This window comes from Arthrobacter sp. U41 (assembly GCF_007679325.1).
Lineage (GTDB): Bacteria > Actinomycetota > Actinomycetes > Actinomycetales > Micrococcaceae > Arthrobacter.
This window is the reverse complement of the sequence record NZ_VEGI01000001.1, coordinates 549,961-570,283: the sequence shown is the minus strand read 5'-3', so window position 1 is coordinate 570,283 and position 20,323 is coordinate 549,961. Positions and strand designations below refer to the sequence as shown.

Here is a 20,323-nt window from a genome sequence, read left to right as displayed (position 1 = left end):
AATCACTAGAGCTGTTGAAAACACCAAGCATAGGAGCAACACGTGAGCGAGGCCGACGCCGCCACTTCGGTAAATGTGGCGGAAAAACTGGGTTTCAAAACCGGGGACCTGATTCAGGAATTCGGTTATGACGACGACGTCGACTTCGATTTGCGCGACGACATCGAGGACCTCACCGGCTCGGAACTCTTCGACGAAGACGACCACGAAGTCGTCGACGCCGTCATCTTCTGGTGGCGCTCCGGAGACGGAGACCTCGTGGACACCCTGGTCGACTCGCTGACCGCACTGACCGAGGGCGGCGTCGTCTGGGTACTGACCCCGAAGTCCGGCCGGGTCGGCTATGTCTCACCCGCAGACATCCAGGACGCCGCCCCCACGGCAGGCCTGCACTACACCACCTCTGCCGGCGTCTCCAAGGACTGGAGCGCCACCCGTCTGGTCACCCGGAAGAACAAGTGACCCCTGCGGGAGCGGTTGGCGTCCTGGGGGGCCAGCCGGTTGAAACACGGGCCGTGCCCGCCCTCGGCGAGGCCGCTCCCGACTTCGAGCTGCTGAACCAGTTCGGCGAACCCGTGAGGCTGTCGGAGCTCCGGGGCCGCAACGTCGTGGTCGTGTTCTTCCCCTTCGCCTTCTCCGGCATCTGCACGGGGGAACTCTGCGAAATCCGGGATAACCTGGCGCTGTTCGAGGATTCCGACGCCGTCGTGCTGGGGATCTCCGTGGACAGCAAGTTCGCCCAGCGGGCGTACGCGGAGAAGGAAGGCTATGCCTTCGACCTGCTGGCTGACTTCTGGCCGCACGGAGCCGTGGCCGAGCAATACGGGGTGTTTGACCCCGGCACCGGGATGGCTAAGCGTGGAACCTTCATCATCGACGCCAACGGAATCGTGCGCTACCTGGTGGTGAACCCCCGCGGCCAGGCCCGGGACTTCACCGAATACCGCACCGCCCTGGCGGGACTCGGCAGGAACTGAGACAGTGAGGACGCGGCGGCCCGGGACCGGCATGACCGGGTTTGCCAGCCTGCCCCCGGTACCCGCCGGGGAGCCCGCCCGTGACGAACTCGAGGTCCTGCAGGACATCCACGCCATTCTGGCGGGGGAACGCTTCGCGCTGCTGACCGGGGCCGGCCTGAGCACGGATTCCGGCATCCCGGACTACCGCGGACCGGGCGCCGCGCCGCGGGCCCCCATGACCTACCAGGAATTCATCGGCGCAGCGGACAACCGGCGCCGCTACTGGGCCCGCAACCATATCGGCTGGTCCCACCTGCGCCGGGCCGACCCCAACGACGGCCACACCGCCGTCGCCCGGCTGGAACGCCGCGGCCTGCTCACCGGGCTCATCACGCAGAACGTGGACCGGCTCCACCAGGACGCGGGCAGCCTCAACGTCGTGGACCTGCACGGCCGGTTTGACCAGGTGGTCTGCCTCTCCTGCCGCCGCCAGTACAGCCGCACGCTACTGGCCGGCGTTCTGGAAGAACTCAACCCGGACTTCCTGGACCGGGCGCTGGCCGCCGGTGTGGTCGAAATGGCTCCGGACGCCGATGCCACCGTGGAGGACGCGGCCCTGATCGAGAGTTTTGTCGTGGCGCACTGCCCGGCCTGCGGCGGCACGCTTAAGCCGGATTTTGTCTACTTTGGCGAGAACGTCCCCAAAGACCGGGTGGAACGTTCCTACGCCATGGTGGACGAAGCCGGAGCGTTGCTGGTGGCAGGCTCCTCGCTGACGGTCATGAGCGGCCTGCGGTTTGCCAGGCACGCGGCCAAACACGGAAAACCGGTGGTGATCATCAACCGCGGGCAGACCCGCGGGGACGACCTCGCCACCATCAAGCTCGACGCCGGCGTCAGCGAGGCGCTCACGTGGCTCGCAGCCGAGCTGCCGCCGCTGGATAAATAACCTGCGGTAGCCGTCCTCGCGCTATTTTCTGCAGCGCCGGGCTAGTCCAGCCGGATGGCATGGCATTGGCAGCATAAGATCAGTGGCGAATGTCAGGTTTTGCGGCCCGACAAAATCGAGCTGTCTGACACAATTTTGTGATGTCATTCATGCTTCGCACTGCCACGCCCGCGGATGCGCCAACCATTGCTGAGCTGCACGTGGCAACATGGCGAGAGACCTACAACCACTTGCTCCCCGAGGACTATTTTACGGAGGGGCACCTCCAAGGCCGCCACAAGATGTGGAACCACATCCTCGGGAACCCTCGCGACGAATGGCGCGTCGCGGTTGCGGAACGTGATGGGGGAATCATCGGTTTCGCATTCGCTGGCCCGGCCTTCGACCCGGAATCGCTCGATATGCCGCGTGAACTTCAGGTGTACAACCTGTATGTCTCTGCAGCCCAGCACGGAATGGGTGCAGGCCAGGCGCTTCTCGATGCCGTGATAGGTCCCCGACTGGCCATGTTGTGGGTGGCGAAGGGCAACCCGCGCGCTGTGGCGTTCTATCGACGCAACGGATTCGAGTTCGATGGCACCGAACGGCGCGATGCTGCTGCCCCGATGATCACCGACGCCAGCATGGTCCGGTAAGGCCACCGGGCCGCTGGGGGCCAATTGGCGCTCAGCCCGGTTCGTCCGGTACAGTAACTGTTCGTTGGTTGAAGCGCGAAGGTGTGGAAACAGCGGTTTGGGTCTTTAGCTCAGCTGGTAGAGCGCCACGTTTACACCGTGGATGTCATCGGTTCGATCCCGGTAGGACCCACCAAGGAAGACCCCGTCAGTGCAGGCCGCGGAGCCGCACGGCGGGGTTTTTTGTGTGCCCGGCAGGCCTTCCCCGGGGAGGGGACGCTGCCCCGGGCAATAACGTCAGACCCCCGCCCTACCGTGGCTGGCATGGAACACGTCATGGTGAAATCTGATCCGCAGGGTAGGCCCCGGGCGGTGGTGCGCGGCGGCCGCGAATGGCTGGTCGGCGCGGAGCCGGTCCGCTGGTTCGAGCGGGTGAGCTGGTGGGAAGCGGAGCGTCGGATGCCCAAGGGACTGAGCCGCGTCGACGTCGAGGTCTGGCAGATCCAGGCGAGGCTGGGCCGCAACCCGGGTTCCGCCCTCACAACGATGGAAATTATCCGTGACGGACTGGGTGGCGGCTGGCGGCTCCGGGAGGCCATCGCGGACGCGGCGTAGGGGCGGGAGCGCGGGCGGCACGGACCGTAGGCGCCGCAGAAATGGAAAAGCCTTCCACCGCGACTATTGGGGGATGCCGCGGTGGAAGGCTTGGTATGAATATACCGTGAATATTTGGAAAATGCGAAACACGCGGCAGCGATCCTGGCGTGCAAAAATGCCTATTCGATGGCGTAACTGACGGCCATTCGACGGCTTAGACTCGGCGCCTTTGTCAAGACAGACGGGCTCCAGAGAGGAAGGGTCCGGGCCGGACACATGCCGCATCCGCCGGGGCCGCGGTCTAGGTGTTCCGTGAGTAAGACAGCTAGGGCCGCGCGACCGGGACGAAGACCCGCGGCTGGTCTTTCCACTCTGGTTCCATTTCCGCGATGGTCTGCCGCATGATCCGGTCCGAGGCCTCACGGGCGTCCGCGGGCTTGCCGGCGGCAATCGCCTCGGCCACGTCCACGTGCCACTGCAGCGCCGTGTCGCGCGGGCGGTCCGGCATCAGACCATGCACGGTGCGCCCGGTCAGCGTCTCCGCCACCTGGCCTACCATGTTGGCGAACATTTCGTTCCCGGACCCGGTCAGGAGCAGGGAGTGGAAGTGGATGTCCAGCTCCAGGAACCTCGGCACGTCCCCGGCCCGGCCGGCGTCGCGCATTGCGTGGGAGACATCCACGAGCTCACGGCGTATCTCCTCCGGGGCGTTGGTCGCGGCCAGTTCAGCGGCGACGGGTTCGACGGCGGTGCGCAGTTCGGCGAGGGAGCGCAGCTGCGCGCCGCGGCCAACGCCCGCGAGGCGCCAGCGGATCACCTGGGAATCGAAGGGGTTCCAGCGGTTGGCCGGCAGTACGCGGATGCCCACGCGCTTGGTCGTTTCGACCAGACCGATCGACTGCAGGACCCGCACGGCCTCGCGCACCACCGAACGGGAAACCTGGAGTTCTTCTTCGAGGTGCTCGGCCAGCATGATGTGGCCGGCCGGGAGCTCGCCCGCGACGATGCGGGTACCGAGGTGCTCAATGGCGCGGTGGTGGAGGCTGGTTGACATAGTCGTAAGCATAGTGCGGCGGACGCCGTTCCAGCCGAGGTTTCGGCACGGACGGGCGCGGACGGCGCCGGAAATCATAGACTGTTTGTGACGCGCCATATTCCGCGACGTGGGCACTGCTTTCCCGTAGCCCGCGGAGATACATATGGTTTATTGACAGCCACTGATCCCCAAGAAGAAAGTCCCGCCTCACGCGCGGGACGAACTGCACTCGTTGCACAGAATGAATTGGAGTTTTGATGTCAGCACACATCGGTGTCACCGGCCTTGCGGTGATGGGGGCCAACCTCGCCCGCAACCTGGCCCGGAACGGCTTCACCGTTGCCCTGCACAACCGGTCCGTCGAGAAGACCGACGCCCTGCTGGCGAAACACGGCCAGGACGGCGATTTTGTCCGCACGGAGACCCTGCAGGAGCTCGTTGACTCGCTGGAGAAGCCGCGCCGCGTGCTCATCATGGTCAAGGCCGGCAAGCCGGTGGACTCCGTGATCGAGCAGCTCGAGCCGCTCCTGGAGCCGGGCGACATCATCATCGACGCCGGCAACTCCCACTATGAGGACACCCGCCGCCGCGAAGCGGCCCTGGCCAAGAAGGACCTGCACTTCGTCGGCATCGGCGTCTCCGGCGGCGAGGAAGGTGCCCTCAACGGCCCCTCGATCATGCCCGGCGGCTCCAAGGAGTCCTACGACGCCCTCGGCCCGCTGCTGGAAAAGATCGCCGCCCACGTCGACGGCAAGCCCTGCTGCGCGTGGATCGGCACCGACGGCGCCGGCCACTTCGTCAAGATGGTCCACAACGGCATCGAATACGCCGACATGCAGGTCATCGGTGAAGCGTTCGACCTGCTGCGCTCCGGCGCGGGCATCGAACCGGCCGACCAGGCCAAGATCTTCCAAGAGTGGAACAAGGGAGACCTTGCCTCCTTCCTGATCGAAATCTCCGCCGAGGTCCTCGGCCACGTGGACGCGAAGACCGGCAAGCCGTTCGTCGACGTCGTGGTGGACGCCGCCGGCCAGAAGGGCACCGGCCGCTGGACGGTCATCTCCGCGCTGGAACTGGGCTCCCCGACGTCGGGCATCGCCGAATCGGTCTTCGCCCGCGCGCTGTCCTCCCAGACCGAGCAGCGCAAGCTGGGCCAGGAACTGCTGGCCGGCGCGGAAGCCGCCGTCGAGGTTCCCGAAAGCTTCGTCGAGGACGTCCGCCAGGCGCTGTACGCCTCCAAGCTGGTCTCCTACGCGCAGGGGCTGGACATGCTCACCTCCGCGGCGAAGGAATACGGCTGGGACCTGAAGCTAGACGAGATCGCCTCGCTGTGGCGCGGCGGCTGCATCATCCGGGCCGAGCTGCTGAAGGAGATCACCAAGGCCTACGCCGCGGAGGAGAAGCCGGCCAACCTGCTCTTCGCCCCGGCCTTCACCAAGGCGATCGCCGACGTCCTCCCGGCCTGGCGGCGGGTGGTCTCGACCGCCGTGCAGCTGGGCATCCCGGTGCCGGTGTTCTCCTCCTCGCTGGCGTACTACGATGGCCTGCGCCGCAAGCGCCTCCCGGCTGCCGTGATCCAGGGACAGCGCGATCTCTTCGGCGCGCACACCTACGGCCGTGTCGACGCCGAAGGAACCTTCCACACCCTCTGGGGCGAGGACAAGTCTGAAATCGAGGCGGTGGACACCCACTAGTTCCGCCCCTGACGCCACGGCCGGTGCTCCCGTTACTCTGGGAGCACCGGCCGTTCGTGTTTCCCCGGAAATCCGGCCCCGTCCCCGTCCCAGGAGTGCAGCAGATGACCCAGCCCGTAGCGTTTGTCACCGGTGCCTCCACCGGCATCGGTTTTGAGACCGCGTGGAAGCTCGCAGCCCGGGGATTCACCGTGTATGCCGGGGCGCGACGCGTCGAGAAAATGGAGCCCCTCAAGGCCCACGGCGTGACGGTCATGGCATTGGACGTCACCAGCGAGGAATCCATGGCCGCCGCCGTCGAGCAGGTCATCGCCACCCACGGCCGGGTGGACGTCCTGGTGAACAACGCAGGGTACGGCTCCTACGGATCGCTGGAGGAAGTGGACATCGCCGAGGGGCGCCGGCAGTTCGACGTCAACCTCTTCGGGCTCGCGCGGATGACCCAGCTGGTGCTCCCCGGCATGCGGACCGCCGGGCGGGGCAGGATCATCAACGTGTCCTCGATCGGCGGCAAAATGTACGAGCCGCTGGGTGCCTGGTACCACGCCACAAAGTTCGCCGTCGAAGGCCTGAGCGATTCGCTGCGGATCGAGCTCAAACCCCATGGCATCGACGTGTCCATCATCGAGCCGTCGGGAACCGAATCGGAGTGGGGCGCCATCTCCGGCGACAGCCTGCTGGCCACGTCCGGCCACGGACCCTACATGGACCAGGCGAAGGTGGTGGCGGCGGCTCTGGCTTCCACCGTGGGTTCCACCATGTCCACACCGCCGGACGTCATTGCCGACGCCATCGTCCACGCCGCGACGTCGCCACGGCCCAAGACCCGCTACCCGGTGGGCAAGGGCGCGCGTGCCATCCTGCTGTTGCGGCGGTTGCTGCCGGACCGGGCGTTCGACGTCGTCATCTGGAAGATCTACCAGCGGTTCCCCGCGTAGCACTGACAGATTCCGGCGGTGACGCGGTGACGCGGGGACGCGTCAGTTAGATCCGGTACTCGATCAGGTATTCGGCGGGGTCGACGGCGGGTTTGGTCTCGCGCTGCGCGTCCCGGTGCCGCCAGGTGGCCGGCACGCCGGTAAGGATCGATTCGGCCGGGGCGTCCTTGACCACCACGGCGTTGGCGCCCACGGCGCTGTCCCGGCCGATGGTGATGGGGCCCAGGATCTTGGCTCCTGCGCCGATCACGACGCGGTCCTCGATGGTGGGGTGCCGCTTGATCTTGGCCAGGGAGCGGCCGCCGAGGGTCACGCCGTGGTAGATCATGACGTCCTCGCCGATTTCGGCGGTCTCGCCGATGACGACGCCCATTCCGTGGTCGATGAAGAACCGGCGGCCGATCGTGGCGCCGGGGTGGATCTCAATTCCGGTGAGGAACCTGGCCAGCTGCGAGATCAGCCGTGCCGGGAAGCGCAGCGCCGGATTCTGCCAGAGCCGGTGCGTCACGCGGTGGAACCAGATCGCGTGCAGGCCGGAGTAGGCGAAGAAGTTCTCAAAAGAACCTCGAGCCGCCGGGTCGTGGGACCGGGCGGCGTCGAGGTCTTCCTTCAGTCTTGCGAAGAAGCTCACAAAGACCTTTCTACGAAATCTTGGTTCAGGGCCGGACTTAGCCGCGGATGTCGTCGTACAGCACGGTGGAGATGTAGCGCTCACCGAAGTCGCAGACAACAGCAACAATAAGCTTACCGGCGTTCTCGGGGCGCTTGGCCAGTTCCAGGGCCGCCCAGACAATCGCGCCGGAGGAGATGCCTCCCAGGATGCCTTCCTGGACGCCGAGTTCGCGGGCCACGCGGACGGAGTCCTCCAAGGTGGCGTCCAGGACCTCGTCGTAGACGTTGGTGTCCAGGATTTCCGGGACGAAGTTGGCGCCGATGCCCTGGATCTTGTGCGGGCCCGGGGCGCCGCCGTTGAGGATGGCGGAGTCCTTCGGCTCGACGGCGATGATCTGCACGTCGGGCTTGCGCTCCTTGAGCACCTGTCCGACGCCGGTGACGGTTCCGCCGGTGCCGACGCCGGCGACGAAGATGTCCACCTTGCCGTCGGTGTCGGCCCAGATTTCCTCGGCCGTGGTCTGGCGGTGCACCTCGGGGTTGGCCTCGTTGGCGAACTGCTGGGCCCAGATGGAGTTTTCCGTGTTGGCGACGATCTCCTGGGCCTTCTCCACGGCGCCGCGCATGCCCTCGGAACCGGGCGTGAGCACAATTTCGGCGCCGTAGGCGCGGAGCATGACCCGGCGTTCGGTGGACATGGTTTCCGGCATGGTGAGGATGACCTTGTAACCGCGGGCCGCGCCCACCATGGCCAGGGCGATACCGGTGTTGCCGGACGTGCCTTCGACGATGGTGCCGCCGGGCCGGAGGGCACCGGACTTCTCCGCGGCGTCGACGATCGCGACCCCGATCCGGTCCTTGACGCTGTTGGCCGGGTTGTAGAACTCCAGCTTGACCGCCACCGTGGCGTCAAGTCCTTCGGTCAGCCGGTTGAGCCGGACCAGCGGGGTGCCGCCGATCAGCTTCGTAACATCGTCATAGATCCGTGCCATGGGTGTCTGCGCCTGTCTGTTGAAGAGGGGGAATACTAAGGTCAGCCTAACGAGGGCCTGCAGGGCCTAGCTAAGCATTAAGCCATGCTGAGTAATATTTCCTGGCCTTGGCCAGCTTCGGATTGATGATCACCTGACAGTAACCCTGCTCCGGGAACTTGGCGAAGTAGTCCTGGTGGATTTCCTCCGCCCGGTGGAAGACGGGCAGCCGGCTGACTTCCGTCACGATCGGATGCGCCCAGAGCTGCTGGTTCCGGTCGATGGCTTCCTCGAAAAGGATCTTCTCCTCCGTTGTCTCGTAGAACATCGAAGAGCGGTACTGGGTCCCGACGTCGTAGCCCTGACGGTTGAGCGTTGTGGGGTCGTGGAGTGCAAAGAACATGTCCAGGATGACGTCCGCCGGAATGATCCCCTCATCGAACGTTACGGCCACGACTTCGGCGTGGCCGGTGGTTCCGGAGCAGACGGCGTAATAGTCGGGGTTGCGGTCGTGGCCTCCGGTGTAGCCCGAAACGACGGCGCTGACACCCTTGGTTTTCTGGTAGACGGCGTCGAGGCACCAGAAGCAGCCTCCGCCGAGGACAAAAGTTCTCATGCTCTGTTCAATGGTTCAAAGGCTCCGATGATTCCCGGCGTCTGCGGGGCCGGCCGGCCGATAGGGTAAAAATGTGGGTATGGAACCTGAAAACACCGACGTTTCAGCCGGCCCCGCCGACGCAAGCGCTGCTGCCGGCAACGGATCCGGGGAAACGCCCGGGGCGCCCACCCTTGGCACGGTCCTGCTGGCCGTGGAAGAGCTCTGGCCCGAGTCCCTCGCGGAGGACTGGGACGAGGTGGGTCTCGTGGCCGGCCACCCCTCCGCCGGGGTCAACAGGATCCTCTTCGCCGTCGATCCCACCCTTGAGGTGATCGAGGAGGCCATCGAATTTGGCGCCGAGCTGCTCATCACCCACCATCCGCTGCTGCTCAAGGGCGTCACGTCGGTTGCGGCCACCACCGCCAAAGGCCGTGCCGTGCACCGCTTGATCGAGTCGGGGACCGGGCTGCTGACGGTGCACACCAACGGTGATTCCGCCGTCGGCGGCGTCTCGGATGTCCTGGCCGACGCTCTGGGGCTGCAGAACGTGGCCCCGCTGACCCCGGCGGCCAACGGCCTGCCGGAGGAAGGCATCGGGCGCGTCGGGGACCTTGAGGAAGTCCTGACGCTGGGCGACTTCGCCGCCCGCGTCTTCGGCATCCTGCCCGCGGTGGCCGGGGGAGTGCGGGTCTCCGGGGACCGAGACGGCCTGGTCCGCCGCGTGGCGGTGTGCGGCGGCGCCGGGGATTCCCTCTTCGGCGAGGTCCGGGCGAGCAACGCCGACGTGTACCTGACCGCCGATCTTAGGCACCATCCGGCGTCGGAAGCCCGTGAGGCGGCCATCAATGACAGGCCGTACCTGATCGACGTTTCCCACTTCGCCAGCGAGTGGCTGTGGCTGCCGGCCGCGGCGGAGGCGCTGGGCAACGTGCTGAGCGACCAAGGCCACGACGTCGAGATACGGGTCAGCAGCACCAACAGCGATCCGTGGGACTTCATTCTGACTCCGGGCGGGGGCTAGAGTCTAGGGAGCGCCGATTAGGTGCCCGGCTCCGGCCGGAAGGGAACAAGCGGAGGTAAATAGTGGCCAAGGCAGCACCGGCGGAACAGTTGAAGTTGCTCGAACTGCAGGGACTTGATGCGAAGCTCAAATCCCTGTTCAACCGCCGCCGAAGCCTTGAAAGCGACTCCCGGATCACCGATCTTGAAGCAGCCCTCAGCGTGGCCAACGGTGAATTGGGGGCCGCGAAGGTGGCCGTGCACGACGCCGAACTCGAGCTCAAGCGGGCCGAGGCGGACGTGGAGCAGGTGGCCTCCCGGATCGAACGCGACGAGGCGAAGCTGAACAGCGGCACCGGCCTGTCCAAGGACCTTGTGGCCCTGCAGCGTGACCTCGTGTCCCTGAACAAGCGCCGCTCCGACCTGGAGGACGTGGAGCTGGAGGTCCTGGAGCGGCTGGATTCCCTGCGCCTGCGCCAGGCCGCCCAGCAGCAGATCGTTGACGACATCCAGGGCTCCTTCGGCTCCATCCGCGCCGAGCTGGACGAACAGCTCGCCGAGGTCGCCGCCGAGGCCACGGTGGTGCGCGGCAAGCGCGCCGAATTCGCCGAAGGGCTCGACGCCGGCATGCTCGCCGTCTACGAGAAGACCCTGGCCAAGCGCGGCGTCGGTGCTGCGCGGCTGTTCCACGGCACGTCCGAAGGATCCGGCATGCAGCTCAGCCCGGGCGACCTCGCCGAAATCAAGGCCGCGGCCGAGGACGACATTGTCTTTTGCCCGGACTCCGGCTGCATCCTGGTCCGCTCCTCCGAGTGGGCCTAGCCACCCGACTGACCAGCAGTTAAGGCCGTTTGGGGGCTCAAAGCGGCCCCTGCTGCGAGCTAGTTCGGCAGGATGATGTTCAGGGCGTGCGGCTTCCGGGCCGTGCCCCCAACCAGCTCCGCGGTCCACTTTTCGGCCGCCGCCTTTTGCAGCTGCGCCGGTGTCTGCGGCGCCCTGCCCCGCCGGGTCAGCAGGTGCCGGGCGAGTTCGCCCCGGGTGTGTTTCGCGAAGTGGCTGACCACTTTCCGCACGCCGCCCACCTCGGTGAAGACGTTCACGGCCACGGTCTGCGCAGGCGGGGGAGCCCATGCCGCGGCGTAGGTGCTGGAGCGGCAGTCCACCAGCAGTTCACCGTCCGCGACCCCGGCGAGGGCCGCAGTGAGCTGCGGTTTCCAGAACGATGCCAGCCGTCCGACGTCGGGCAGTGCGGTGGACATCGACAGCCGGTAGGCGGGCACGCTGTCGCCGAAGCGGATGGCCCCCCAGAGCGCGGAAATGACCATGACTGATTCATCCGCCCTGCGCTTCTGCGCGGCCGTCAGCGAGTCATAGCCCAGCGCGTCGTACAGCACCCCGGAGTAGACCTGGTGGGCGGGCGCTGCCGGCTCGGCGTGCAGCCGGGTGTTGCGTTCGACGTCGGCGCGCAGCGAGGCGCCGACGCCTAGGAGCGCCAAGGCGTCTTCGTGGGCGCTGACCGTTCCGAGACCGTCCAGCACTTTGGCGCGGTAGGTGTTCAGTTCGGGGAAGCTCAGGGAGGTCCAGTCGACGGCGTTGCCGACCGTCGCGGGGGTCTTGCCTTCGGAGGGCGGCAGCAGAATCAGCACCGGCCAATCTTAGCCGTCCGTTCCCGGGCCGGGGGTTCAGGCCAGGTTGCGGCCCAGGAAGGACAAGACGTCGGGCAAGACGGACCGCCAGTAGTCGTCGTCGTGGCCGCCGGGCTGGAAGCCGCCTTCGACGGCGCCCGGCAGTCCGGCGCGGTAGTCACGAACCGTGGCGGCAAGGTCGTCCCCGGTGCCGCAATCGATCCGTTTGGGCAGGGCCGCGAGACCGGGCCGGAGCGCGAACACGTCGTGGGCCGCGAAGTCGGCCGGGCCGTCGAAGGCGCTGTCCAAACGCGGATCGTACGCTTCCCAGACCGCCGGACTCAGGGCCGCGACGGCCCGGACGCCGGGCAGCCTGCCCTGGGAGGCGAGCAGAAGAGCGCCGAAGCCTCCCATCGAAAGGCCGAAGAGGCCGATCCTTCCGAGGTCGTAGCCCCGCCGGCCGAGGAACGGCGCAAATTCCCTCACCAGCATCGACTGGGTGTCGGTGCCGTTCGCGCGGGGGTGCCACCAGTTGTCCCCGCCGTCCACCGCCGCGATCGCGAACGGTGCGCCGCCGGCGTCGAGGTGCCGTTGCAGGGCCTCGTCGGCGGCCAGGTTCTCCAGCAGGACGGAGTGGTCGCCGCCGAGCCCGTGCAGGAAGATCGCCACGGGAAGTTCGGGCTGTGGGTTGCCGGGCGGCATGTCAGGCGCGGCCAGGGACCAGTGCGTGGCGACCCCGGGCCGGTAGGCGGAGTTGAAAGACCCGGCGCTGGTCCGGACGGACAGCGGGGCCGGCGGCTCGGTAGCGACGGGCGGGGACGTCTCGACGGGTACGAGACCTTCCGTGCACGCTGTGAGCGCGGACGCACCAAAGCTGATTACTGCCAGCTCAAGCAGCCTGCGCCGGGTCAGGGCGGACTGGTCCATGCACGGATCATAGGCCCGGCCGCAGGCTACGCGGCCCTAAATGGTGGCGCCGGCGAATCCGCCGGTGGCGCGGTTAACTCCGCGGGTGGCTCCGCCGGTGGCGTGGCCGACATTCCTGCAATCCCTGTCTTGGCTGCGTGGTCCTCGCGTGCCAGAAAGGCGGCCAGTTCAGCGATGGTGCTCATCAAGGGCGCGGGGAAGACGACGGTTGAGTTTTTGTCCACCCCGATCTCCACGAGGGACTGAAGATTCCGCAACTGCAGGGCGACGGGGTGGGCCATCATCGTGTCTGATGCCGCGCCAAGCGCCACGGCGGCGATCGCCTCCCCTTCGGCCGCGATGATCTTGGCCCGCTTCTCCCGCTCGGCCTCCGCCTGCCGGGCCATCGCCCGCTTCATGCTGTCCGGGAGCTGGATGTCCTTGAGTTCAACGAGCGTCACTTCGACGCCCCATTCCAGCGTGAGGGCGTCCAGGATTTCCCGGATGTCGCTGTTGATCCGCTCGGTCTCGGACAGCGTCTGGTCCAGGCTGTGCCGGCCCACCACCTTCCGCAGGGTGGTCTGGGCGATCTGGTTGATGGCCGCCGCGACGTCTTCGATCGCAACGACGGACTTCACGGCATTGACCACCCGGTAATAGGCCACTGCCGAGATGTCGACGCTGACGTTGTCCTGGGTGATGATCCCTTGTGACTGGATCGGCATTGTCACGATCCGCAGGCTCACCAGCTGAAGCCGGTCCACCACCGGGATGATAAACCGCAGGCCGGGCATCCGGACCGCGACCACCCGGCCCAGCCGGAACAGGACGCCTTGTTCATACTGGCGGACAATCTTGATCGACATCTTGGCGAGAACGAGTACCAGGATGATGGCGAGGGCCCAGATGATGATGGCTGTCCAGTTCATTTAAATCGTTTCCTTGAATAGCAGGAATACTTCTCCAATTCTCCCACCGGCCGCCCCAAAATACGCGGTGGGAGGGCTCCGCCGGGGGAGACCGTAGAATGGACGGCGGATGGGTTGACCAGGCGGCCGCGCGTCACGTAAGTGGCTCGAGGAACGTCCGGGCTCCGCAGGGCAGGGTGGTGGGTAACGCCCACTCGGGGTAACCCGCAGGCCAGTGCCACAGAGAACAGACCGCCTGCATGCGGCGTGTGCTTGCACGGGCCGCAGGGCAGGTAAGGGTGAAACGGTGGTGTAAGAGACCACCAGCTTCCCGGGTGACCGGGAAGGCTAGGTAAACCCCACCCGGAGCAAGGCCAGACAGGACACGTTTGAGGGCTGCCCGCCCGAGTGTCCGGGTAGGCTGCTGGAGGGCGTCGGCAACGGCGTTCGTAGATGGATGGCCGCTACTCCTGTGCTGGTAACGGCACGGGAACACAGAACCCGGCGTATCGGTCAACCCATCCACCCACACCGCCGCGACTCTGCGTCCCCCGGTGCCCCAATCCCGGGCGGCCGGGGCCCATGTGAGTCATTTCACGCGTCACCGGGCATTCGACCCCGCCGGGCCGCCCGTAGAATGAATGGTGAACGTAGAAGTTCTGCCGCCGGGTCTGCGTTCGCAGTCGGCGGCTTTTCTTTGCTCGACAGGCGCCCGGGGTGGACCGAATCCCCGGCGCCGAGGTGCCGGAGAACCTCCGGCCGCCGACTTCCGCATACGACGTCGTATGTGGTGGATTCTAGGAAGGTATTTCTGTGAGCCAGACGTCAGATTCTTGTCTTGATACGTGGATGGGCCGGGAGGCGCTCGCCGAGGCCATGATTCCGGTGATCGGCCGGCTGTACCGGGAAAACAACGTGGTCACCTCCATCCACGGCCGCAGCCTGATCAACAAGTCCACCATGAACATCCTCAAGGCGCACCGCTTCGCCCGCCGGATGAGCAAGGAAGAACTGCGCCTCGAAGAGACCGCCCCGCTACTGGATGCCCTGACCAAGCTGGAGCTCGGCGCCGCGGCCATCGACATTGCGCGCCTCACCGAGAAGTACCGCGCCGAAGGCAACGGTGCCACCCTGGATGAGTTCCTCCGGGCCGAACTCGCCGACGTCGTGGGCAAGCGCGGCGGCGACGACCGCACCAGCACCGACGTTGTCCTTTACGGCTTCGGCCGCATCGGCCGGCTCCTGGCCCGCCTCCTGATCGAAAAGGCCGGTGGCGGCCATGGCCTGCGCCTGCGCGCCATCGTGGTGCGCCGCGGTTCGGACAACGACCTCGCCAAGCGGGCCAGCCTGCTGCGCCGCGACTCGGTTCACGGCTCCTTCGAGGGCACCATCAAGGTGGACCTCGACAACGACACCATCACCGCCAACGGCGTGCAGATCCAGGTCATCTACTCGGACAACCCCGCCACGGTGGACTACACCGCATACGGCATCCACGACGCCCTGGTGGTTGACAACACGGGACGCTGGCGCGACGCCGAGGGCCTGTCCCAGCATCTGCAGAGCAAGGGCGTATCCCGGGTCCTGCTCACGGCTCCGGGCAAGGGTGAGCTGAAGAACATCGTGCACGGCATCAACCACGGCACCATCACCGACTCGGACACGATTGTTTCGGCAGCCTCCTGCACCACCAACGCCATCACCCCCGTGCTCAAGGCCATCAACGACCGGTACGGCGTGGTGCACGGCCACGTGGAGACGGTCCACTCGTTCACCAACGACCAGAACCTGATCGACAACTTCCACAAGGGCGACCGCCGCGGACGCTCCGCCGCGCTGAACATGGTCATCACCGAGACCGGCGCCGCCAAGGCCGTCGCCAAGGCGCTGCCCGAACTGCTGGGCAAGCTCACCGGCAGCTCCATCCGCGTCCCCACCCCGGACGTGTCGCTGGCCATCCTGAACCTGAGCCTGGAAAACGGCACCACCAAGGACGAGGTCAACGACTACCTGCGGGAAATGTCGCTGCACTCGGACCTCCGCAAGCAGGTCGACTACATCGATTCGCCCGAGGTGGTTTCCACCGACTTCGTCGGCTCGCGCCGCGCCGGCATCGTCGACGGGCTCGCCACGATCTCCAACGACAAGAACCTGGTTCTCTACGTCTGGTACGACAACGAGTTCGGCTACAGCTGCCAGGTGGTCCGCGTGATGGAGGAAATGGCCGGCGTGAACCCGCCGTCGTTCCCCGCCAAAGACGCTGCCGCCACCCTGGAAGCGGCCGGCCTTCCCGTCAAGGTGGACGCCTGAGATCCCACGACTGAATTCTGTTCCGTTCTGTCTTTCCCGGCCGACGCCTCTGGAATCGGCCGGGAAAGGGCTCCACAATGGTGCAATGGAACAGAACTCGGCAGTGGAGCACGAAACCACCCTGGAACATGCGCTGGACGTCGCGCGCCGGAACGCCAAGGAAGCCAAACGGCTCCTCGACGACGCCCGCGCCAAGTACGCGGCTGGTGACGTGGACGAGGCGCGGGTCCAGCAGCTTGAATCGCTGTTGGCCCTCGCCAACGAAGACCTGATGCGGGTGACCAAGGAGAACTGACAAGGCACCCGTCCTCCACACTGTGGACAACCCCCGGGGTGCCGGGGGAGCGGCCTAGGCTTCGGGGGTGGAGAGAATTCGCCCCGCCCCGGGCCCGGGATGACGCTCACCTGGGCGGAGTACCGGAAGGAACGACGCCGGTCCCGCCAGGCGTGGGCCCTGCTGGCCGCCGCGGCCCTCGCCGTCGTCGTGGGTCTGGGCTGGTTCTTCACCGCCGGGCAGTTTGCCGCCGTCGGGCCGCCGGCGGACGGTCCCAGCGAGGTTTCCGTGCTGGCGGCCGGCTGGATGAACGCGGTCCCTTCCGTGCGTCCCGTTCCGCGGGGCCCCGCAGCGGCGCTGCTGGAGACGATCCCCGTCAAAGGCCGCGCAGCCAAGGACAATTACGACCGGAGCGCATACGGCGAGGCCTGGCTGGACGTGGACCGCAACGGCTGCGATACCCGCAACGACATCCTCCGCCGGGACCTTTCCGGCGCCGAATTCACCGAGGAATCCCGCTGCCGGGTGGACGCCGGCACGTTCCGGGAACCCTACACCGGCCGCCAGCTCACCTTCCGCCGGGGATCCGCGAGCAGCAAGGCAGTGCAGATCGATCACGTCGTGGCCCTGGGCGATGCCTGGCAAAAAGGCGCCCAGCAACTGACGCCGGCGCAGCGCGAGCACCTGGCGAACGATCCGCTGAACCTGATCGCCGTCGACGGCCCCGCCAACCAGGACAAAAGCGCGTCCGACGCCGCCACCTGGCTGCCGCCCAACAAAAACTTCCGCTGCCACTACGTTGCCCGGCAGATCTCTGTCAAGGCCGCCTACCGGCTGTGGGTCACTCCGGCAGAGAAGGACGCGATGAAACGGATCCTCGCCGGCTGCCCCGCGCAGCAGACGGTTGTTCCCGAGGCTCAGTAGGCTGCCCGGCCGCGAGCCCCGCCTCCAGCCGCTCCACGTCCTCGCGGTGGCAGAGTTCGGTGGCAGCGGTGGTGACGGTGGCACTTCCGGCGGCGACGGCGGCCCGGAGCGCCTCCGCGAGGGTGCGGCCCTGGGCCAGGCGGAGGACAAAAGCGGCCAGGAAGCTGTCGCCCGCCCCGACGGTGCTGCGCACCTCCACGTCCGGGACGGCCAGCCGGAGGATCCCGGACTTCGAGGCCAGAATGGCACCCTCCCCGCCCAGGGTCAGGGCGACGTGCTCCGCGGACCCGTCCGCGACCAGCCCGGCGGCCGCCTCAACCTGGCTCTCGCCGCTTTCCAGCGTTGTGCCGAAGTGCAGCCCCAGCTCCCGCCGGCTCGGCTTCACCAGGAAAACCCCCTCAGCGAGGGCTTCGGCCAGGGCCGGGCCGGAGGCGTCCACAATGCAGCGGGCGTCATGCCGGCGCGCCAGCCGGGCCACCCGGGCGTAGAAATCGTCCGGGACCCCCGGCGGCAGGCTGCCGCTGGCCACAACGTATCCGCCCACGGGCAGCGAATCCGCCACCAGCGCCAGGCACAGGCGCCACTCGGGCTCACTCAACTCGGGACCCTGCAGCACAAAGCGGAACTGCTTGCCGGTCGTGGTCTCGTCCACCGTGAAGTCCTCGCGCGTACTGCCCTGGATGGGCACCGCCAGGGTGGGGATGCGTTCGGCCTCGATGAGGCGGCGGTACGCCTCTCCGGTGGGCCCGCCGGCGGTGTAGACCGCCAGTGTCCGCCCGCCGAGGCGCTGCACCACCCGGGACACGTTTACGCCCCCGCCGCCCGGGTCAAGGCGGCTGGCGCCGCAGCGCAGTTTGTGGCCGCTGAAAACACGCTCCGTTGCGGTGCTCACGTCCAGCGCGGGGTTGACGGTGAGCGTGAGTATGGGCTGCATCATGCTCCTTCCGGGGCTTCCATGGCCCCAGCATAGGAGCACGGGGCCGCAGCTGTCCCGGGTCCGCCGTCCCCTTGTGGGCAATCAACCGCTCGGCGAGAATGAGCGCGGCAGGACCGGCGGCAGAAAGCCCGCCACGCCGCAAGGAACGGGACGGGAACCATGGCACATGAAAAAGGCGGCTCCGGCAACGCAGGTTCGGGCAAGGGCAAGGGCAAGGGCAAGGGCAAGGGCCGGGGGCGCAAGTCCTCGCGGCTGCCCCTTGGCCTCTATGAGGCGGAACTCTTCCGGCTCCAGGCCGAGCTCGTCGCGCTGCAGGAATGGGTCCGCAGTTCGGGCGCGCGGGTGCTGGTGATCTTCGAAGGGCGTGACGCCGCCGGCAAGGGCAGCGCGATCAAGCGGGTCACCGAGTACCTGAATCCGCGCGCGGCCCGCATCGTGGCGCTGCCCGCCCCGACGGATCGGCAGCGGGGCGAATGGTATTTCCAGCGCTATGTGGCGCATCTTCCGGCCGCGGGCGAGATCGTCCTGATGGACCGCTCCTGGTACAACCGGGCCGGCGTCGAACATGTCATGGGATTCTGCACCCCTGCCGAACACAAGCGCTTTATGGCCCAATGCCCCGTCTTTGAGCGGCTGCTGATCCAGGACGGCATCCTGCTCTTCAAATACTGGTTCTCCATCAGCCACGCGGAACAGGAGAGGCGGTTCAAATCGCGGCTGGATGATCCCATGCGGCAATGGAAGCTCTCCCCGATGGACCGGGACGCGATTCTCCGCTGGGAAGACTACTCGCGGGCCAAGGACGACATGTTCATGCAGACCGACACCGCCGAATCGCCCTGGTACGTGGTGGAGGCCGAGGACAAACGCCGGGCCCGGATCAACATGATCGCCCATCTGCTCTCCAGCATCGACTACACCGAAGTGCGGACGGAACCGGTGACGTTGCCGGAACGGCCCAAGGCCGTCAACTACACGCGCCCGCCCCGGGAGCTGTTCCGGTACGTCCCGGACCACGCCGCGAAGCTCGAGAAGCCGGACGAGGGATAACGGGAGCAGCCAGGAAATCCACTGGCCGGCATTTCCCCGCTCCGGTGCCGTTTCGTCGGACCGGGAAGGTAGGGTACCGGCATGGACATCATCCTGGTACCCGGTTTCTGGTTGGACGCCTCATCGTGGGAGGAGGTGACCCCGCCGCTGGTCGCGGCCGGACATCAGGTCCACCCGCTGACCCTGCCCGGGCTGGAATCGGCCGACCCGCCGCGGGCCGGCATCGGCCTGCGCACCCACATCGACGCCGTGGTGGCGAAGATCGACGCGTTCGATGACCCCGTGGTCCTGGTGGGCCACTCGGGCGGCGGCGCCATCATCCACGGCGCAGTGGACGCCCGCCCGGAGCGGGTGGTCCGTGCCATCTACGTGGACAGCGGACCGCTGGGAGACGGCGGTGTCATCAACGACGACCTGCCGGACGACGGGGACGCGGTGCCGCTTCCGCCGTGGGAGCTGTTCGAGGACGAAGACCTCACCGACCTCGACGAGGAGCTGCGGTCCATGTTCCGGGCCCGTGCCATCCCGCAGCCCAAAGGCGTGGCCCAGGACCAGCAGCGGCTGAACGACGAGCGCCGTTACGACGTCCCGGCGACCATTATCGCCTGCGAGTTCCCGTCGTCAATGCTCACCGAAATGATCGCCGGCGGCCATCCGTACGTGGCGGAACTCGGGCGCGTCCGCGACGTCGACTACGTGGACCTTCCCACCGGGCACTGGCCGCAGTTCACCAAGCCGGCGGAGCTGGGCGCGGCGATCCTGGCCGCTGTGGACCGGGAGGGGTGAACCGGGACCCACGTGAGGAACCTGGTGGCGGACCCGGGTGAAGGGCCCTAGTGGCCGAACGGGTCAGGGTCCACGCCCGGCATCCAGGTCAGCCCCGGGACGCCCCAGCCGCTCTTCTTGGCCAGTTTCATGGCCTTGCGGGCGTAACGGTCGAGGAGGCGGTTGACGTAGAGCTTGCCGTCGAGGTGGTCATATTCGTGCTGGATGACCCGGGCGAACCAGCCGGTCGCCTCGAAATCGACCGGGCTGCCGTCCCCGTCGAAGCCCTGCACGCGGGCCCACTCCGCGCGTTTGAGCGGGAACTGCCCGCCCGGGAAGGACAGGCAGCCCTCTTCTTCCTCATCCGGATCCGGCAGCGCGCCGGAGACCTTGGAAAGCGTCAGCACCGGGTTGACGACGACGCCGGACGGCGGGGCGCCGTCGTCGTTGTCGAACTTATAGACGAAGAGCCGTTTGCCGACCCCCACCTGCGGCGCGGCGAGACCGACGCCGTTGGCGGCGTCGTTGGTCTCGAACATGTCGGCGATCAGGGTCCGGAGCTCGTCGTCGAAGACTTCAACGTCGGCGGCCCGGCGGTGCAGCACGGGTTCGCCCCAGATCGTGATGGGCAGGACGGTCATGTCAGGAAGTTCCTCT

Annotated in this window: 23 protein-coding genes, 1 tRNA gene and 1 other RNA gene; 16 read left to right on the top strand and 9 right to left on the bottom strand. The window is 67.0% G+C overall.

Annotation, left to right across the window (positions count from 1 at the left end; genetic code table 11):
• The first annotated feature begins 42 nt into the window (after positions 1-42).
• The 6 genes from FS787_RS02685 (at position 43) to FS787_RS02660 (ending at position 3,137) form a co-directional block, all read left to right on the top strand.
• On the top strand, positions 43-462 hold the full coding sequence (locus tag FS787_RS02685; protein ID WP_144670786.1) for a DUF3052 domain-containing protein: 420 nt from the start codon (positions 43-45) through the stop codon (positions 460-462).
• 53 nt (positions 463-515) lie between these two features.
• Positions 516-977: a peroxiredoxin gene (locus FS787_RS02680; protein ID WP_260982363.1), complete on the top strand. Its 462-nt coding sequence runs from the start codon at positions 516-518 to the stop codon at positions 975-977.
• 31 nt (positions 978-1,008) lie between these two features.
• Complete coding sequence (locus FS787_RS02675; protein ID WP_395940306.1) at positions 1,009-1,908, top strand: NAD-dependent protein deacetylase; 900 nt, start codon at positions 1,009-1,011, stop codon at positions 1,906-1,908.
• A gap of 140 nt (positions 1,909-2,048) precedes the next feature.
• A complete protein-coding gene (locus FS787_RS02670; protein WP_144670784.1) occupies positions 2,049-2,543 on the top strand; it encodes a GNAT family N-acetyltransferase in 495 nt (164 codons plus the stop codon).
• Between the two features lie 99 nt (positions 2,544-2,642).
• A tRNA-Val gene (locus tag FS787_RS02665) sits at positions 2,643-2,718 on the top strand.
• A 140-nt stretch (positions 2,719-2,858) separates the two neighbouring features.
• On the top strand, positions 2,859-3,137 hold the full coding sequence (locus FS787_RS02660) for a hypothetical protein (protein WP_144670783.1): 279 nt from the start codon (positions 2,859-2,861) through the stop codon (positions 3,135-3,137).
• Between the two features lie 307 nt (positions 3,138-3,444).
• Here FS787_RS02660 and FS787_RS02655 read toward each other — a convergent pair whose 3' ends face one another.
• The gene (locus tag FS787_RS02655; RefSeq protein ID WP_144670782.1) at positions 3,445-4,173 is read right to left on the bottom strand and encodes a FadR/GntR family transcriptional regulator; all 729 of its coding nucleotides are present in this window, start codon (positions 4,171-4,173) and stop codon (positions 3,445-3,447) included.
• A gap of 239 nt (positions 4,174-4,412) precedes the next feature.
• On the opposite strand from FS787_RS02655, the gene gndA reads away from it, so the two are divergent.
• Together gndA and FS787_RS02645 are read left to right on the top strand one after the other, a co-directional pair.
• Complete coding sequence (gene gndA / locus FS787_RS02650; RefSeq protein ID WP_144670781.1) at positions 4,413-5,849, top strand: NADP-dependent phosphogluconate dehydrogenase; 1,437 nt, start codon at positions 4,413-4,415, stop codon at positions 5,847-5,849.
• 104 nt (positions 5,850-5,953) lie between these two features.
• A complete protein-coding gene (locus FS787_RS02645) occupies positions 5,954-6,787 on the top strand; it encodes an oxidoreductase (RefSeq protein ID WP_144670780.1) in 834 nt (277 codons plus the stop codon).
• 46 nt (positions 6,788-6,833) lie between these two features.
• Here FS787_RS02645 and epsC read toward each other — a convergent pair whose 3' ends face one another.
• From epsC to msrA, 3 genes are all read right to left on the bottom strand, one after another.
• Positions 6,834-7,418: a serine O-acetyltransferase EpsC gene (epsC, locus tag FS787_RS02640; protein WP_144670779.1), complete on the bottom strand. Its 585-nt coding sequence runs from the start codon at positions 7,416-7,418 to the stop codon at positions 6,834-6,836.
• A 37-nt stretch (positions 7,419-7,455) separates the two neighbouring features.
• On the bottom strand, positions 7,456-8,391 hold the full coding sequence (gene cysK / locus FS787_RS02635; protein ID WP_144670778.1) for a cysteine synthase A: 936 nt from the start codon (positions 8,389-8,391) through the stop codon (positions 7,456-7,458).
• 70 nt (positions 8,392-8,461) lie between these two features.
• Complete coding sequence (gene msrA, locus FS787_RS02630) at positions 8,462-8,986, bottom strand: peptide-methionine (S)-S-oxide reductase MsrA (protein ID WP_144670777.1); 525 nt, start codon at positions 8,984-8,986, stop codon at positions 8,462-8,464.
• Positions 8,987-9,065: 79 nt separating this feature from the next.
• Here msrA and FS787_RS02625 point away from each other — a divergent pair, with 79 nt between their 5' ends.
• Entirely contained in the window at positions 9,066-9,989 is a 924-nt protein-coding gene (locus tag FS787_RS02625; RefSeq protein ID WP_144670776.1) for a Nif3-like dinuclear metal center hexameric protein, read from the top strand.
• Between the two features lie 62 nt (positions 9,990-10,051).
• Positions 10,052-10,789, top strand: a complete 738-nt coding sequence (locus FS787_RS02620; RefSeq protein WP_144670775.1) for a zinc ribbon domain-containing protein — start codon at positions 10,052-10,054, stop codon at positions 10,787-10,789.
• Positions 10,790-10,848: 59 nt separating this feature from the next.
• Here the strand turns inward: FS787_RS02620 and FS787_RS02615 are convergent, their stop codons facing one another.
• The 3 genes from FS787_RS02615 to FS787_RS02605 are packed head-to-tail and all read right to left on the bottom strand — an operon-like array spanning position 10,849 to position 13,427.
• Positions 10,849-11,613 (bottom strand): YaaA family protein, encoded by a 765-nt coding sequence (locus tag FS787_RS02615; protein WP_144670774.1) that lies wholly within the window; start codon positions 11,611-11,613, stop codon positions 10,849-10,851.
• Between the two features lie 36 nt (positions 11,614-11,649).
• The gene (locus FS787_RS02610; RefSeq protein ID WP_144670773.1) at positions 11,650-12,519 is read right to left on the bottom strand and encodes an alpha/beta hydrolase family protein; all 870 of its coding nucleotides are present in this window, start codon (positions 12,517-12,519) and stop codon (positions 11,650-11,652) included.
• 26 nt (positions 12,520-12,545) lie between these two features.
• Positions 12,546-13,427, bottom strand: coding sequence for an SPFH domain-containing protein (locus tag FS787_RS02605; RefSeq protein WP_144670772.1), 882 nt, complete (start codon positions 13,425-13,427; stop codon positions 12,546-12,548).
• Positions 13,428-13,537: 110 nt separating this feature from the next.
• Here FS787_RS02605 and rnpB point away from each other — a divergent pair.
• The 4 genes from rnpB (at position 13,538) to FS787_RS02585 (ending at position 16,914) form a co-directional block, all read left to right on the top strand.
• Positions 13,538-13,931, top strand: an RNA gene (rnpB, locus tag FS787_RS02600) — RNase P RNA component class A.
• Between the two features lie 288 nt (positions 13,932-14,219).
• Complete coding sequence (locus FS787_RS02595) at positions 14,220-15,716, top strand: glyceraldehyde-3-phosphate dehydrogenase (RefSeq protein WP_144670771.1); 1,497 nt, start codon at positions 14,220-14,222, stop codon at positions 15,714-15,716.
• Between the two features lie 85 nt (positions 15,717-15,801).
• On the top strand, positions 15,802-16,011 hold the full coding sequence (locus tag FS787_RS02590) for a TolC family protein (RefSeq protein WP_144670770.1): 210 nt from the start codon (positions 15,802-15,804) through the stop codon (positions 16,009-16,011).
• A 99-nt stretch (positions 16,012-16,110) separates the two neighbouring features.
• Positions 16,111-16,914: an HNH endonuclease family protein gene (locus FS787_RS02585; protein WP_144670769.1), complete on the top strand. Its 804-nt coding sequence runs from the start codon at positions 16,111-16,113 to the stop codon at positions 16,912-16,914.
• On the opposite strand, the gene FS787_RS02580 is transcribed toward FS787_RS02585, so the two are convergent.
• Positions 16,832-17,851, bottom strand: coding sequence for a 1-phosphofructokinase family hexose kinase (locus FS787_RS02580; protein ID WP_222124037.1), 1,020 nt, complete (start codon positions 17,849-17,851; stop codon positions 16,832-16,834). The genes FS787_RS02585 and FS787_RS02580 overlap by 83 nt on opposite strands.
• 159 nt (positions 17,852-18,010) lie before the next feature.
• On the opposite strand from FS787_RS02580, the gene ppk2 reads away from it, so the two are divergent.
• Complete coding sequence (gene ppk2, locus FS787_RS02575; protein WP_260982362.1) at positions 18,011-18,901, top strand: polyphosphate kinase 2; 891 nt, start codon at positions 18,011-18,013, stop codon at positions 18,899-18,901.
• A gap of 81 nt (positions 18,902-18,982) precedes the next feature.
• Positions 18,983-19,687, top strand: coding sequence for an alpha/beta fold hydrolase (locus FS787_RS02570; protein WP_144670768.1), 705 nt, complete (start codon positions 18,983-18,985; stop codon positions 19,685-19,687).
• A 47-nt stretch (positions 19,688-19,734) separates the two neighbouring features.
• On the opposite strand, the gene def is transcribed toward FS787_RS02570, so the two are convergent.
• Positions 19,735-20,307 (bottom strand): peptide deformylase, encoded by a 573-nt coding sequence (gene def, locus FS787_RS02565; protein ID WP_144670766.1) that lies wholly within the window; start codon positions 20,305-20,307, stop codon positions 19,735-19,737.
• Between the last annotated feature and the right edge of the window lie 16 nt (positions 20,308-20,323).

Coding starts and splice junctions, on each gene's coding strand:
- FS787_RS02675 (WP_395940306.1), top strand. CDS start 1,009: ATGACCGGGTTTGCCAGCCTGCCCCCGGTACCCGCCGGGGAGCCCGCC.
- FS787_RS02670 (WP_144670784.1), top strand. CDS start 2,049: ATGTCATTCATGCTTCGCACTGCCACGCCCGCGGATGCGCCAACCATT.
- FS787_RS02660 (WP_144670783.1), top strand. CDS start 2,859: ATGGTGAAATCTGATCCGCAGGGTAGGCCCCGGGCGGTGGTGCGCGGC.
- FS787_RS02655 (WP_144670782.1), bottom strand. CDS start 4,173: ATGTCAACCAGCCTCCACCACCGCGCCATTGAGCACCTCGGTACCCGC.
- gndA (WP_144670781.1), top strand. CDS start 4,413: ATGTCAGCACACATCGGTGTCACCGGCCTTGCGGTGATGGGGGCCAAC.
- FS787_RS02645 (WP_144670780.1), top strand. CDS start 5,954: ATGACCCAGCCCGTAGCGTTTGTCACCGGTGCCTCCACCGGCATCGGT.
- cysK (WP_144670778.1), bottom strand. CDS start 8,391: ATGGCACGGATCTATGACGATGTTACGAAGCTGATCGGCGGCACCCCG.
- msrA (WP_144670777.1), bottom strand. CDS start 8,986: ATGAGAACTTTTGTCCTCGGCGGAGGCTGCTTCTGGTGCCTCGACGCC.
- FS787_RS02625 (WP_144670776.1), top strand. CDS start 9,066: ATGGAACCTGAAAACACCGACGTTTCAGCCGGCCCCGCCGACGCAAGC.
- FS787_RS02610 (WP_144670773.1), bottom strand. CDS start 12,519: ATGGACCAGTCCGCCCTGACCCGGCGCAGGCTGCTTGAGCTGGCAGTA.
- FS787_RS02605 (WP_144670772.1), bottom strand. CDS start 13,427: ATGAACTGGACAGCCATCATCATCTGGGCCCTCGCCATCATCCTGGTA.
- FS787_RS02590 (WP_144670770.1), top strand. CDS start 15,802: ATGGAACAGAACTCGGCAGTGGAGCACGAAACCACCCTGGAACATGCG.
- FS787_RS02585 (WP_144670769.1), top strand. CDS start 16,111: ATGACGCTCACCTGGGCGGAGTACCGGAAGGAACGACGCCGGTCCCGC.
- FS787_RS02580 (WP_222124037.1), bottom strand. CDS start 17,851: ATGATGCAGCCCATACTCACGCTCACCGTCAACCCCGCGCTGGACGTG.
- ppk2 (WP_260982362.1), top strand. CDS start 18,011: ATGGCACATGAAAAAGGCGGCTCCGGCAACGCAGGTTCGGGCAAGGGC.
- FS787_RS02570 (WP_144670768.1), top strand. CDS start 18,983: ATGGACATCATCCTGGTACCCGGTTTCTGGTTGGACGCCTCATCGTGG.
- def (WP_144670766.1), bottom strand. CDS start 20,307: ATGACCGTCCTGCCCATCACGATCTGGGGCGAACCCGTGCTGCACCGC.